The sequence below is a fragment of the Pseudomonas sp. GW823-FHT01D03 genome, from assembly GCF_058798255.1.
On sequence record NZ_JBXAKK010000001.1, the window covers coordinates 4,157,859 to 4,170,969 of the forward strand.

13 protein-coding genes are annotated in these 13,111 nt (G+C 59.2%); 8 read left to right on the forward strand and 5 right to left on the reverse strand.

What is annotated here, in order from left to right:
* Positions 1-241 precede the first annotated feature (241 nt).
* Positions 242-421: a PA1571 family protein gene (locus AC1RBR_RS18210; protein ID WP_095140025.1), complete on the forward strand. Its 180-nt coding sequence runs from the start codon at positions 242-244 to the stop codon at positions 419-421.
* Positions 422-579: 158 nt separating this feature from the next.
* Here AC1RBR_RS18210 and pdxB read toward each other — a convergent pair whose 3' ends face one another.
* Positions 580-1,722, reverse strand: a complete 1,143-nt coding sequence (gene pdxB, locus AC1RBR_RS18215; protein WP_492565941.1) for a 4-phosphoerythronate dehydrogenase PdxB — start codon at positions 1,720-1,722, stop codon at positions 580-582.
* A gap of 309 nt (positions 1,723-2,031) precedes the next feature.
* Here pdxB and AC1RBR_RS18220 point away from each other — a divergent pair, with 309 nt between their 5' ends.
* A complete protein-coding gene (locus AC1RBR_RS18220; protein WP_166497694.1) occupies positions 2,032-3,441 on the forward strand; it encodes an MATE family efflux transporter in 1,410 nt (469 codons plus the stop codon).
* Positions 3,442-3,577: 136 nt separating this feature from the next.
* Here the strand turns inward: AC1RBR_RS18220 and tusA are convergent, their stop codons facing one another.
* Together tusA and rlmM are read right to left on the reverse strand one after the other, a co-directional pair.
* Complete coding sequence (tusA, locus tag AC1RBR_RS18225) at positions 3,578-3,829, reverse strand: sulfurtransferase TusA (protein WP_003226616.1); 252 nt, start codon at positions 3,827-3,829, stop codon at positions 3,578-3,580.
* 178 nt (positions 3,830-4,007) lie between these two features.
* Entirely contained in the window at positions 4,008-5,081 is a 1,074-nt protein-coding gene (rlmM, locus tag AC1RBR_RS18230; RefSeq protein WP_492565943.1) for a 23S rRNA (cytidine(2498)-2'-O)-methyltransferase RlmM, read from the reverse strand.
* 222 nt (positions 5,082-5,303) lie between these two features.
* Between rlmM and acnA the strand changes: the two genes are divergently transcribed.
* Positions 5,304-8,045, forward strand: coding sequence for an aconitate hydratase AcnA (acnA, locus tag AC1RBR_RS18235; RefSeq protein ID WP_492565945.1), 2,742 nt, complete (start codon positions 5,304-5,306; stop codon positions 8,043-8,045).
* A gap of 341 nt (positions 8,046-8,386) precedes the next feature.
* On the opposite strand, the gene AC1RBR_RS18240 is transcribed toward acnA, so the two are convergent.
* Together AC1RBR_RS18240 and AC1RBR_RS18245 are read right to left on the reverse strand one after the other, a co-directional pair.
* Positions 8,387-9,205 (reverse strand): aminoglycoside phosphotransferase family protein, encoded by an 819-nt coding sequence (locus tag AC1RBR_RS18240; RefSeq protein ID WP_492567256.1) that lies wholly within the window; start codon positions 9,203-9,205, stop codon positions 8,387-8,389.
* A complete protein-coding gene (locus tag AC1RBR_RS18245) occupies positions 9,195-9,683 on the reverse strand; it encodes an SRPBCC family protein (RefSeq protein WP_492565947.1) in 489 nt (162 codons plus the stop codon). The genes AC1RBR_RS18240 and AC1RBR_RS18245 overlap by 11 nt, the downstream gene beginning before the upstream one ends.
* Positions 9,684-9,880: 197 nt before the next feature.
* On the opposite strand from AC1RBR_RS18245, the gene AC1RBR_RS18250 reads away from it, so the two are divergent.
* The 5 genes from AC1RBR_RS18250 to AC1RBR_RS18270 all read left to right on the forward strand — a co-directional run bounded on the left by AC1RBR_RS18250 (position 9,881) and on the right by AC1RBR_RS18270 (position 13,054).
* On the forward strand, positions 9,881-10,801 hold the full coding sequence (locus AC1RBR_RS18250; protein ID WP_492565948.1) for an ADP-ribosylglycohydrolase family protein: 921 nt from the start codon (positions 9,881-9,883) through the stop codon (positions 10,799-10,801).
* A gap of 56 nt (positions 10,802-10,857) precedes the next feature.
* On the forward strand, positions 10,858-11,262 hold the full coding sequence (locus tag AC1RBR_RS18255) for a lysozyme inhibitor LprI family protein (RefSeq protein WP_492565950.1): 405 nt from the start codon (positions 10,858-10,860) through the stop codon (positions 11,260-11,262).
* 220 nt (positions 11,263-11,482) lie between these two features.
* Entirely contained in the window at positions 11,483-12,088 is a 606-nt protein-coding gene (locus AC1RBR_RS18260; RefSeq protein ID WP_095140016.1) for a DUF2975 domain-containing protein, read from the forward strand.
* 9 nt (positions 12,089-12,097) lie between these two features.
* Entirely contained in the window at positions 12,098-12,304 is a 207-nt protein-coding gene (locus AC1RBR_RS18265; RefSeq protein WP_003226632.1) for a helix-turn-helix domain-containing protein, read from the forward strand.
* Positions 12,305-12,382: 78 nt separating this feature from the next.
* Entirely contained in the window at positions 12,383-13,054 is a 672-nt protein-coding gene (locus AC1RBR_RS18270; protein ID WP_492565952.1) for a hypothetical protein, read from the forward strand.
* The last annotated feature ends 57 nt before the right edge of the window (positions 13,055-13,111 follow it).

A 13,111-nucleotide genomic window follows, 5' to 3' on the forward strand; every position in this document is an offset into this window, starting at 1 on the left:
GTTGGTGAAAGGGCTAGCCTAAACCTTCTATGGGGCGGAACTCTGTAAATCACAATGAGTCAGGTTAAATATGCCCCCAAAGACTAGGCCATAGTTGCTATTGGTCTAATGTCCCGGTTGAGACGAGCGGTCATTTCTGTTGGACTGGAGATGCCGCTTTTGACAGACCCTGAGGGTGTTGTCACAGCCTGGTCACGTGGCGGTTTTAATCTACGTGCACAACCTGATGAGGAGACAGGCCATGTCCTTGCAACACAGCAGCGAAGACAAAATTGAAGTGATCCGCACCAAACCCGGCCAACCTCTGGGTTGCTCGATTATTGACAAGGATGGGCGTGAGGTACCGATCACCGAAGACATGATCCAGGACGCATGCCGCGAACTGGACAAGCGATTGGTCAAGCCTGCCGAACAAAAGTGATATAGCCACCGTCTTCCTGACCCGGCCTCTGTTTGGCCGGGTTTTTTCTGCCTGCCATTCTCTCCTGTGTAGGAACTGCCGAAGGCTGCGATCCTTTGATTTTGTTTCTCAGAGGCAAGATCAAAAGATCGCAGCCTTCGGCAGCTCCTACAGGATTTTCAGACAGCCACCGCCCCCAGCGCCGCCACAATCTTGCGCAACACCGGCGAATCACCGTCGATCCGCACCTTCAGCCCCTCGATCTCGCGTCGTACCGGATACTGCTTGCGCAACACGTCGAACGCTGCACGTTGTTCAGCGACATTGCCTACAAGACTGCGGCGAAAATCCGCGTCATCGCGGCGCGGGTCGTACACGCCACGGCACAACATCGCCAGCGCCCGGGCCGGATCGCTGTCGGCGTGCAGGGTCACTTCTGACAGCCAGGGTGCCGGCAGCAGGTCACTGAGCTGAATGCTCGGTGGTTGACCGATAAATTCGCAATAGGCCTGATAAATCTGCGCCGTCCCGCGCTGTTTGCCATCGAGGCTGTAGCCGGCAATGTGCGGCGTGGCCAGCACGCAGAGTTCGGCGAGGGCGACATCGACTTCAGGCTCGGCTTCCCAAACATCAAGCACCGCTTGCAGGTCTTCGCGCTGCAGCAGCACTTTGCGCAATGCAGCGTTATCCACCACCGGGCCACGGGCGGCATTGATCAGCCAGGTGCCATGTTTGAGCTGTTGCAGACGCTGTTCGTTGAACAGGTGCCAGGTCGCGCCTTCGCCGGTGCGCGTCAGCGGCGTGTGCAGGCTGATCACGTCGCACTGCTCGATGATCTGCTCGAGGCTTACATAATCGCCGCCCTCGGCCGCCTGACGCGGCGGATCGCAGACTTTGACATTCCAGCCCAGCCCTTTGAGCACCTTGATCAGCCGCCCGCCAACTTCACCGGCGCCGATCACACCGTACGTTCGTTGCGGTAAATCAACACCTTCGATTTCCGCCAGGGTCATCAGGCTGCCCAGCACGTAGTCGACCACGCCCCGTGCATTGCAACCGGGCGCACTGGACCAGTTGATGCCGGCCTCGTTGAAATAATCGAGATCGAGGTGATCGGTACCGATGGTGCACGTGCCGACGAAACGCACTTTGCTGCCTTCAAGCAACGCGCGGTTGACGTTGGTCACCGAACGTACCAGCAACACATCGGCCTGCTCGACCGTCGCACGGTCGATGGAACGGCCCGGCACCCGGCGGATCTCGCCGAAACCGGCAAAAAAGGCATCGAGCAGCGGGATATTTTCGTCGGCAACAATCAGCATGGCGGGCTCCTTGGGGGGATCGGCAGTTTAGGTGCAGATCCACCGTTGAGCCAGCGCAGACTGCACTGTGGCGAGGGAGCTTGCTCCCGCTCGACTGCGCAGCAGGCGGAAAGTCTGCAATCGGGATTTTCCTGATCCACCACGCCGGATGGTTTTGGGGCCGCTTCGCACCCCAGCGGGAGCAAGCTCCCTCGCCACAGTGGATGGCATCGATGATTACAAATCCGCAACAGAGGATTTTTCCTGACTGTCACGTCAGCGGCGTAGAATGCGGCGCCTTGCGCATCAACACCTGTGGACGCTTTGCCTGTGAATTCTGTTACTGATCAACCTCTCGCTGCCTCACTCACCCGCCCCGCGCGAATTCGCCTGGAGTTCAGGAACCTGCTCGCCCTGGCCTTGCCGATCATCATCGCGCAACTGGCGACTACCGCGATGGGCTTCGTCGATGCGGTGATGGCCGGCCGCGTCGGGCCGAAAGATTTGGCGGCGGTAGCGCTGGGCAACTCGATCTGGGTCCCGGTGTTTCTGCTGATGACCGGCACCCTGCTGGCCACCACGCCGAAAGTCGCTCAGCGTTTCGGCGCCGGCACCCACAGCGAGATCGGCCCGATCGTGCGTCAGGCGCTGTGGCTGGCGCTGGTGGTCGGCCTGATCGCCACGTGCATGCTGGTCGCCGCCGAACCGGTACTGCACCTGATGAAGGTCGATCCCGAGCTGATCGGCCCGTGCATGCAATACCTGCACGGCATTGCCAGCGGCCTGCCGGCGGTGGCGTTCTATCACGTGCTGCGCTGCACCAGTGACGGCATTGGCCGTACCCGCCCGGCGATGGTGCTGGGCCTGTGCGGTCTGGCGCTGAACATTCCACTGAACTACATCTTCATCTATGGTCACTTCGGTGTGCCAGCCATGGGCGGCGTTGGCTGCGGCTGGGCCACGGCCATCGTGATGTGGGTCATGGCGCTGGGGCTGGCCGGTTACGAGCGCTGGGCGCCGGCCTATCGTTCGAGTGAAATCTTCAGCCGCTTCGACTGGCCACAATGGGCGGTGATCAAGCGTCTGCTGGCGATCGGTCTGCCGATTGGCATCGCGGTGTTTGCCGAGTCGAGCATCTTCGCGGTGATCGCCCTGCTGATCGGCAGCCTCGGCGCCACCGTGGTGGCCGGGCACCAGATCGCGCTGAACGTCAGCTCGCTGGTGTTCATGATTCCGTATTCGCTGGGCATGGCGGTGACCGTACGCGTCGGCCAGGCACTGGGTCGTGAAGAGCCGCGTGAAGCACGCTTTGCCGCCGGTGTCGGCATGGGCACTGCGCTGGCCTACGCCTGTATTTCGGCGAGCATGATGCTGTTGCTGCGCGAGCCGATTGCATCGATCTATACCGCCGATCCGACGGTGATCCACATCGCGGCGATGTTGATTGTGTACTCGGCGCTGTTCCAGTTTTCCGACGCAATCCAGGTCACCGCCGCCGGCGCGCTGCGCGGTTATCAGGACACCCGGGTAACGATGATTCTGACCCTGTTCGCCTACTGGGGCATCGGCCTGCCGGTGGGTTACGCGCTCGGTCTGACCGACTGGCTCGGCGAACCGCGTGGCCCGAGCGGCTTGTGGCAGGGTTTGATCGTTGGTTTGAGCTGTGCCGCGCTGATGCTGTCGATCCGCCTGACCCGCAGTGCGCGCAAACGTATTCGGATCAGTCGCAGCGCCGGCTAAACCCCTTACGCAGCACAAAAAATGTGGGAGCGGGCTTGCTCGCGAAAGCGGTGTTTCAGTCGACATCTTCAGTGACTGACACACCGCCTTCGCGAGCAAGCCCGCTCCCACATTGGGATTTGCGTTTGCCTGAGGGTCAGGCTTGTTTTTTGCGGATCCAGTACAGATAAGTACCGGCCTCTTCGTGCTGGCCCACCAGTTCATGGTCGAGAAACACGCAGAACTTGGGAATGTCGCGACGGGTCGAGGGATCGGTGGCGATCACCTTGAGCAGGCCGCCAGGCACCAGGTCACGGATGTGCTGATGCAGCATCATCACCGGCTCCGGACAATTGAGACCGGTGGCATCGAGGGTGCCGTCGACCGGGGTATCGATCATTTCACTCATGATTCACTCCTGAAACTGGCCGGCATTGTCGCGCAATGCCGGGTGCTCAGTCATCTGTAGCGAGGGGATTTATCCCCGAAGGGTCGCGAAGCGGCCCCAAAGGCTGGGGATGCGCTGCATCCCATCGGGGATAAATCCCCTCACCACAGAGATCATTCCCACAGGGTTTAGTGGTGACTTAGCGGGATTTGGCTTTCTTGATGTCATGCCGACGCAAGTGGCAGGTCACTTCCTCGCGGTCGTGATACAGCTGCTTGCAACCAATATCGACCTTGATCCCGCGCACCTTGAAGCCATCGGCGATGCGTTCGAGCAAGCGCTTCACTTCGGCATAACGCTGCTTCATCGGCAGCTTGAGGTTGACCACGGCTTCGCGGCAGTGGCCGTCGCCGATCCACTCTTCAAGCATCGCCGCGTTACGCGCCGGCTTCTCGACGATGTCGCAGACCATCCAGTCCACCGGCTGCTTGGGCTTGAAGGTGAAGCCGTCGGCCATCAAGTGCTGCACCAGCCCGGTGTCCATCAGGCTTTCAGCCATCGGGCCGTTGTCGATGGCAGTCACCAGCATGCCGCGGTTGACCAGTTGCCAGGTCCAGCCACCCGGTGCGGCGCCGAGGTCGACACCGGTCATGTCGCTGTGCAGGCGCTCGTCCCACTGATCCCGCGGGATGAAGTGGTGCCAGGCCTCCTCCAGTTTCAACGTCGAACGGCTGGGTGCCTCGCGCGGAAACTTCAGGCGCGGAATACCCATCGGCCACATCGCCGAGTTGCCGGCATCGGCCATGCCGAGGAACACTTCGCGGCCACTTTTGAAGGTCAGCAGCAGGCGCGGCTTGTTTTCGTCTTCCACCAGTTTGCCGGCGCCGGTCAGCGCCTTGCGCAGCGGGCCTTCGAATTTCTTGCAGAAGTTCGACAGCTCTTTGCCGTCGTTGGTGTCGACCACTTCCAGCCACAGGCTGCCGCAGACCGGGAAGTCCGCCATGTGCTCGAGGATCACGCTGATGCGGTCGGCTTCCGGCAGATTGATGAAAACGCCCCGCGCCCATTGCCGCGGGAAAATCAATTCGGCGAATCGTTGGCCGCGCATCAGGCGTTCGGCACCATCGGCTTCGCTGCAGACAAACTCGGCGTACGCGGTGGCCGGTTTGGCCTTGGCGTAACCGGCGACGTTGAGTTGGGCGGCGAGGTCGGAAATCTCCGAACAGACTTCGCCTTCGAAGCCTGGCCGGCAATGCATGAATAGGGTGTTCATTCTTACTCCTGGGCAGAGGGCGGACATTCGGCCCCTGCACGCTGCTCAAGCCTTGCGGTGAAGCAAAGCCTGTCACGAAAACCGGCGCATGATAGCCGATGTCGGAACCTTGGACTTGCCCATAGAGTCCAGTTATTAGCCAGCTACTGAAAACAGGGCTACGTTGATAGCTCTGCCCGTCCCCTCCGTCCGTAGCCGTGCGGACTCAAAGGAGTGATCGTAATGCCGTCCCTCGATAGTCTGAAGACCCTTAAAACTCTACAAATCGACGATAAGACCTACCACTATTTCAGCCTGCCCGATGCCGCCAAGAGCCTGGGCAATATCGACCAGCTACCGATGTCGCTGAAAGTTCTGCTGGAAAACCTGCTGCGCTGGGAAGATGAAAAAACTGTCACCGGCGCCGACCTCAAGGCCATCGCTGCCTGGCTCAAGGAGCGTCGCTCCGACCGGGAAATCCAGTACCGCCCCGCCCGGGTATTGATGCAAGATTTTACCGGCGTACCCGCCGTGGTCGACCTCGCTGCAATGCGCGCCGCCATGGCCAAGGCCGGCGGAGACCCACAGCGAATCAACCCGCTGTCGCCGGTGGATCTGGTGATCGACCACTCGGTAATGGTCGACAAATTCGCCACCCCGAGCGCCTTCGAACAGAACGTCGACATCGAGATGCAGCGCAACGGCGAGCGCTACGCGTTCCTGCGCTGGGGCCAGAGTGCCTTCGACAACTTCAGCGTGGTGCCGCCGGGCACCGGGATCTGCCACCAGGTCAACCTCGAATACCTCGGGCGCACCGTGTGGACCAAGGATGAGGACGGACGCACCTACGCCTTCCCCGACACCCTGGTCGGCACCGACTCCCACACCACCATGATCAACGGCCTCGGCGTACTCGGCTGGGGCGTCGGCGGCATCGAGGCGGAAGCCGCGATGCTCGGCCAACCGGTGTCGATGCTGATTCCGGAAGTGATCGGTTTCAAACTCACCGGCAAACTCAAGGAAGGCATCACCGCCACCGACCTGGTGCTGACCGTCACGCAGATGCTGCGCAAGAAAGGTGTGGTCGGCAAATTCGTCGAATTCTACGGTGACGGTCTCGCCGACCTGCCACTGGCCGACCGCGCGACCATTGCCAACATGGCCCCGGAATACGGCGCGACCTGCGGCTTTTTCCCGGTCGATGACGTAACCCTCGAATACCTGCGCCTGTCTGGTCGCCCTGCCGAAGTGGTGAAACTGGTCGAGGCCTACACCAAGGCTCAGGGCCTGTGGCGCCGGCCCGGTCAGGAACCGGTGTTCACCGACAGCCTGGCGCTGGACATGGGCAGCGTCGAAGCCAGCCTGGCCGGACCAAAGCGCCCGCAGGATCGGGTCTCGCTGCCGAACGTCGCGCAAGCCTTCAGTGACTTCATGGACCTGCAATTCAAACCTACCAGCAAGGAAGAAGGCCGTCTGGAAAGCGAGGGCGGCGGGGGCGTGGCCGTGGGCAACGCCGATCTGGTCGGCGAAACCGAGTACGAATACGAGGGCCAGACCTATCGCCTGAAAAACGGTGCGGTGGTGATCGCAGCGATTACCTCGTGCACCAACACCTCCAACCCGAGCGTGATGATGGCGGCCGGTCTGCTGGCGAAAAAAGCCGTGGAGAAAGGCCTGACCCGCAAGCCGTGGGTCAAGAGTTCGCTGGCGCCCGGCTCGAAAGTGGTCACCGACTACTACAAGGCGGCGGGGCTGACGCAATACCTCGATCAACTGGGCTTTTCGTTGGTCGGCTATGGCTGTACCACGTGCATCGGCAACTCCGGGCCACTGCCGGAACCGATCGAGAAAGCCATTCAGAAAGCTGACCTCACCGTGGCGTCGGTGCTCTCCGGCAACCGTAACTTCGAGGGCCGTGTGCATCCGCTGGTCAAAACCAACTGGCTGGCCTCGCCACCGCTGGTGGTCGCCTACGCCTTGGCCGGCAGCGTGCGCACCGACATCAGCAGCGAACCACTGGGCAACGACCAGCAAGGCAATCCGGTGTACCTGCGCGACATCTGGCCGAGCAGCAGGGAAATCGCCGAGGCGGTGAATCAGGTGAACACCGCGATGTTCCACAAGGAATACGCCGAAGTGTTTGCCGGCGACGAGCAATGGCAAGCGATCCAGGTGCCGCAGGCCGCCACCTATGTGTGGCAGGACGATTCGACCTACATCCAGCATCCACCGTTCTTCGACGACATTTCCGGCCCGTTGCCGGTGATCACCGACGTCAAAGGCGCGCGGGTTCTGGCGCTGCTGGGCGATTCCGTGACCACTGACCACATCTCCCCTGCCGGCAACATCAAGGCTGACAGCCCGGCCGGGCGCTATCTGCGCGAGAAAGGCGTGGAGCCGCGGGACTTCAACTCCTACGGCTCACGGCGTGGCAACCATGAAGTGATGATGCGCGGGACGTTTGCCAACATCCGCATTCGTAACGAAATGCTCGGCGGCGAAGAAGGCGGCAACACGATCTACATCCCAAGCGGCGAGAAAATGCCGATTTACGATGCCGCCATGCTGTATCAGGCCTCGGGCACGCCGCTGGTAGTGATTGCAGGTCAGGAATACGGCACCGGCTCCAGCCGTGACTGGGCGGCCAAAGGCACCAACCTGCTGGGCGTCAAAGCGGTGATCGCTGAAAGCTTCGAGCGTATCCACCGTTCCAACCTGGTGGGCATGGGCGTGTTGCCGCTGCAGTTCAAGCTCGATCAGAACCGCAAGAGCCTGAACCTCACCGGCAAGGAAACCCTGGATATTCAGGGCCTGACCGGTGTCGATCTGACGCCGCGCATGAACCTGAATCTGGTGATCTCCCGTGAAGACGGGCGCCAAGAGAAAATCGAGGTGCTGTGCCGCATTGATACGTTGAATGAGGTGGAGTACTTCAAGTCGGGCGGGATTCTGCATTACGTCCTGCGCCAACTGATTGCTTCCTGAAAACACGTTTCCCTGTAGGAGCTGCCGCAGGCTGCGATCTTTTGATTTTGGCTTTCAAAAGCAAGATCAAAAGATCGCAGCCTGCGGCAGCTCCTACAGGGTGATGTACTTTTCTGCAGGCGAAAAAAAACCCGCCGAAGCGGGTTTTTCCCAAGACCATTATCGACTCCCTGTCGGCAGCGATCCTTGCTATGGTCGATCATCCGTGATCCTGAAACACTCCCTGTGTCTCAGTTGATGGGTGTAGATTACGCGGTGGATCCAATCGGCAATAGTCGCAAAAGCTACCACCGCGTGTAAGACATTCGCTATACCAGCCCTTCCGAAAACCCTTAGCCCTCTCAGTCATCCAGCAGGCAAGCGGCGATTTGCGCGACCTGCAGCTGTTCGGCAGCCTGTTGTTGCGAATCATCTTCCAGGAACCAGGCGGCCGACAATCCGGCAAACGCCAGCACCCATTGCAGCAAACGTCGGCGATCAAGCCCGGACGCCTCGACGATCACCTCAACCTGCCGGCGCAATCGCTGTGAATCGCCAGCCGTCGGCAAGTCCGGGTTGCAGATCAGGTTGGCGTAGTCATAACCGCGCTCGCCGCGTACTCGTTTGGGATCAATAGCGAGCCAGCCGTGTGCAGCGAAATCGAGAACATTGTCGTGGTGCATGTCACCGTGCAGCACCACCACGTCCTGCGGATCTGCGAGCAAAGCTTCAGCCGCTTGCAGGCTCAGGGCATAGGTCCCGCCATGTTCGGCCGCGGCCACGCGCAGCGAGGCGAACCACGGTGCCAGCTCCACCAGCGGCGGTGGCGGCGTCGGGCGCGGCGCATGCAAGTGCGATAGTGTCGTGCACATGATCTGCGTGGCTTCGTCGTCTTCACCGTTGAGCGCCATGTGCATCAACGAACGCCGGCCTATAGCCCGTTCCAGTAACAAACCTTCCTCGTGATGGGCCAGCACCTGCGCTGCGCCCTCACCGTCCCACCAAGTCATCAGTCGATTGCCGAATTGCTCGTCGGTATCCAGCGCAACCTTGAGCATGGCCGGCGTGTCGCCAAAACGCACCGGCAACAGACGGCTGCCGGGGGTGATGATCGGCTCACCGTCCGGTACCAGCGCCCAGCGTTGCAACCAGGGTTCGAAGATTGCGCAGTCAGTCACCATCACGCTCGCGGGTCTTGGCGCTTTCGGCGAGAAACTGTTCAAGTCGACTCAGCTGTTCCTCCCAGCCACGGCTGTCCATGTAATACGCCTCCTTCTGCCGCACGTCGGGAATGTGCGCGAAGCCGGACTCAGACACTTTGAGCAAAGTGCCACCCTCGTAATCCTGCAGCTCGAACTTGACCAGCGTCGTCGGCTCCTGTGAATAGTCGATCTTTGGATTGACCGCGTAGGGGTGCCAGCGAAACGAAAACAACTGCTGTGGCTCGACCCGCTCGACGAGCACGTTCCACAACACATGCTCATAACCTGGATAGGTGACCTGCCCTTGCGTCCATTCCCCGGCAATGAACCGCCTGCCCTCCAGCGCTACACCAAACCACTGGCCAAACGCCTCGGCATCGACCAATGCGCGCCAGACATAAGAACGCGATGCCTTGAGCATGATTTTGCGTTCGAAACTATTGGGTACCGGTTTCATAAGTCACCTCCTGTTTTGAACAGTAGGCTTGTATGACCACATGTCCAACCTGAAGTTGTATCAAAGAGCTGCACCCGTTCAGTCCAAAGGAAACATTCGGCGGCATTTCCGATCGTTGAATAAGTGAATGACTGAGGCAACCGTCCCGCTGAACCTGTTACCTTTTCCAGCGAAATAGAAACAAACAAGGACGAAGCATGCAGCCATCTCTATCCGAACGTTATCGCGGCGCCCTGCTCGGTCTCGCTTGCGGCGACGCCGTCGGCACCACGGTGGAGTTCAAGCCGCGAGGTTCATTCCAGCCGCTGACGGACATGGTCGGCGGTGGCCCCTTTCACTTGAAGCCCGGGCAATGGACGGATGACACCTCGATGGCGCTGTGCCTGGCCGAGAGTCTTCTGAGCAAAAACACATTCGATGCGGCGGACCAGATGGGACGCTATCTGAACTGGTGGCGATGGGGGTATCTGAGCTCGACGGGGGATTGTTTCGATATTGGCATGACCGTCAGTCAGGCACTGTCGCAGTATCAGCAAACCGGTCAGCCGTTTGCCGGGTCAACCGACCCGTTTACCGCCGGCAACGGCTCACTCATGCGTTTGGCGCCGGTGGTGCTGTTTTTCTTCCCTGACATCCAGCAGATCCGCCAGTTCGCCAGCGACAGTTCGCGGACAACCCACGCTGCCCCTGAAGCCATCGAATGCTGTCAATTGTTTGCCGAACTGATCGCCAACGCGCTGTTCGGTACCTGCAAAAGCGAACTGTGCAGGCTGCCGCGCTCAGCTTTCACTGAGCCTAAAGTTGCCGCGATTGCTCGAGGAGATTATCTGGCCAAATCAGTCAATGATATCCGTGGCAGCGGTTACAGCGTCGAGTCATTGGAAGCCGCGCTGTGGTGTTTTCATCACACCGACAGTTTTACAGCGGCGATCCTGCAAGCCGCCAACCTCGGCGATGATGCGGACACCACTGCCGCGATCGTCGGTCAATTGGCCGGGGCCTATTATGGCGTTCGGGCGATTCCTGCCCACTGGCTGGAAATACTTCATTGCGGCGAGGAAATTGCAGCCGCCGCGGATCGCCTGCTCGAAGCCTCCCGACTGCGAGTTCCTGAATAGCCGCACCACAGCCGCTAAACTGCTCTGCACTTTCATCCGACACAGTGAGATTAACCATGCTCCCACGCCTGCTCCTGGCCCTGACCCCCTTCCTGTTAACACCTTTCGCCCACGCCGCCGTCGACTGCGCCAACGCCAGCGATCAGGCCACCATGAATCAGTGTGCCGGGCAGGAATTCAAGACGGCGGACAAGGAATTGAACGCGGTATATCAGCAGATCACCGGTCGTTTGAAGGACAACGCCGACGCCAAAAAGCTGCTGGTGAGCGCGCAGCGGGCGTGGATCGGCTTTCGTGATGCCGAGTGCAAGTTTTCCGCGTCCGGTGTGGACGGCGGGAGTGTTTATCCATTGATTTACAGCAACTGCCTGACCGAGGTGACCAAGGTGCGGGTTGCGGCGCTGAAGCAGTATTTGAAGTGTCAGGAAGGAGACATGAGTTGCCCGGTGCCAGGGGCCTGATGTTGCAGGGGTTTCAGTCTCGCCGACAGGTTTGTTGATTCCCCACTCGGAGCACCTGTCGGCGCGCTGGCCAGCCTACCGACTCCCCGCACCATTGCGAGCGACCATGCGGAGCCGGATCAGAAGAGGATACTCAAACAACAAAATCAAAATTAATTATTGTTATTAGATAATTTATCATCGAGAATTCGCTACCAAATTGTAGCAACCAGGAATTTTCATGAGTACTCACATCAACGGATTGGCGCTGCAGCGCATGCATTGGATCGGGCTGCTGGCAGCAATTCTCGTCTGGGTTCTGGGGGTAACGGAGGTCGGCGGCAACGCAACGATCTGGTTCTTCAAAAAGGATGAAATGCTGGCGGGCCTGCTCTATGCCTTTGCTGAGGGCTCGCCGCAATTGCTTGACCCGTTTGTCGAAGGTGCACTGCTTGATCCCGACACTTGGCTGTCATCAACGGTCACGGCGCTGATCGTCTTTCTGGATTTCCTGCCCGTGGTCCTGTCGGCTTACGCGTTATGGCTGACTGGTTTGTTTTTTCTGCGCTTGTCGCGCGGCGAAACCTGGACCGACCGCAACATCAGGGTCCTCTGGCGAGTAGGCGTACTCTGCATCGTTTCTCCGGCAACCTACCCGTTAATAGAGACCTTGCAAGGTCTGGCGTTGTCGATAGATCTACCGCCGGGGGATCGGATTTTCCAGTTCTCTATCGGAATGTCTTCCGCTTCTGCCTACGAAATAATCAAAGGCGTATTACTCTGTATTTTTTCAATTATCATGCGTGACGCAAAAGTACTCAGCGATGAGCAAAGCCAATACATATAGAACAATATAATGACCATTATTGTCCGCCTTGACGTAGTCATGGCCACGCAAAAAATTCGTTCAAAAGAGTTAGCCGCCCTGCTCGGGATCACCGAGGCGAATCTGTCATTGCTCAAAAACGGCAAAGTCAAAGGCGTGAAGATGGCAACTCTGGACAAGCTCTGCGCTGCGCTCGATTGCCAGCCGGGCGATCTGCTGGAATACCAGAAAGACTAGCCCGCTGGCGGCGGTTTATTTATCGCCCCCTCATCCGTTTAACTTTTATTCAATCCTTAGTTGCAAGGCGTCTTTGTCATGTCCCGTTATTTGTTCTGCGTCCTATTAATGCTGACCGCGTTGCTTAGCGGCTGCGCCACGCAAATAGACGTAGCACTCAACGCAATACCTGATCCGGACTATCAGTTCGATCGAAAGGCAACCGTGCTGGTGACCTCGGCCAACGGCGTCGATGAGAACGCACTGAATGCCCGCTACTATCTTCGCGACATGGTCAACGCACTGAAAGACAGCGGCTTTCAGGAGGTTTATACCGACGCCAGCCTGCCCAGGAATCACGCGCCGATCAAAATGATCATTACTCTCGATATCGGCAGCCGGCAAGTGTCTTATCGCTATACCGCCACCGACTATGGGCAAGTGCCAACCAGCACTACGACCGTGTGCAAGAACGCGAAGAAGAAAGATGACCGACTGACTTGCACCAGTAAGCCCAATACGACCTATGGCCCGGTGGGAACTTCAGAGCGTATCGGCTACACCACCCTCAGTACGTTCATTGCCACCGCCCGGGATGAAGCGAGCAAGCGCACGGTGTATCTGCTGCGGGCGTCGTCTTATAACGAGGACTGTCAGGCCGCCAAGGTCGAAGCGTTTCTGGTCGAGCAGGGCCTGCAGAATTTGAACTTCCAGGATCGCATGCAACGCAACTACAGCGTCACGATGCCCGAGGGTTACAGCTGCAAGTAGTCAGTTGCCCAAACGTGAGAGCTTCACAGCTCAGCCGGCGTGAGGCGGTGCTGTGAA

Coding starts and splice junctions, on each gene's coding strand:
- AC1RBR_RS18210 (WP_095140025.1), top strand. CDS start 242: ATGTCCTTGCAACACAGCAGCGAAGACAAAATTGAAGTGATCCGCACC.
- pdxB (WP_492565941.1), bottom strand. CDS start 1,722: ATGCTGATTGTTGCCGACGAAAATATCCCGCTGCTCGATGCCTTTTTT.
- tusA (WP_003226616.1), bottom strand. CDS start 3,829: ATGAGTGAAATGATCGATACCCCGGTCGACGGCACCCTCGATGCCACC.
- rlmM (WP_492565943.1), bottom strand. CDS start 5,081: ATGAACACCCTATTCATGCATTGCCGGCCAGGCTTCGAAGGCGAAGTC.
- acnA (WP_492565945.1), top strand. CDS start 5,304: ATGCCGTCCCTCGATAGTCTGAAGACCCTTAAAACTCTACAAATCGAC.
- AC1RBR_RS18240 (WP_492567256.1), bottom strand. CDS start 9,205: ATGGTGACTGACTGCGCAATCTTCGAACCCTGGTTGCAACGCTGGGCG.
- AC1RBR_RS18245 (WP_492565947.1), bottom strand. CDS start 9,683: ATGAAACCGGTACCCAATAGTTTCGAACGCAAAATCATGCTCAAGGCA.
- AC1RBR_RS18250 (WP_492565948.1), top strand. CDS start 9,881: ATGCAGCCATCTCTATCCGAACGTTATCGCGGCGCCCTGCTCGGTCTC.
- AC1RBR_RS18255 (WP_492565950.1), top strand. CDS start 10,858: ATGCTCCCACGCCTGCTCCTGGCCCTGACCCCCTTCCTGTTAACACCT.
- AC1RBR_RS18260 (WP_095140016.1), top strand. CDS start 11,483: ATGAGTACTCACATCAACGGATTGGCGCTGCAGCGCATGCATTGGATC.
- AC1RBR_RS18265 (WP_003226632.1), top strand. CDS start 12,098: ATGACCATTATTGTCCGCCTTGACGTAGTCATGGCCACGCAAAAAATT.
- AC1RBR_RS18270 (WP_492565952.1), top strand. CDS start 12,383: ATGTCCCGTTATTTGTTCTGCGTCCTATTAATGCTGACCGCGTTGCTT.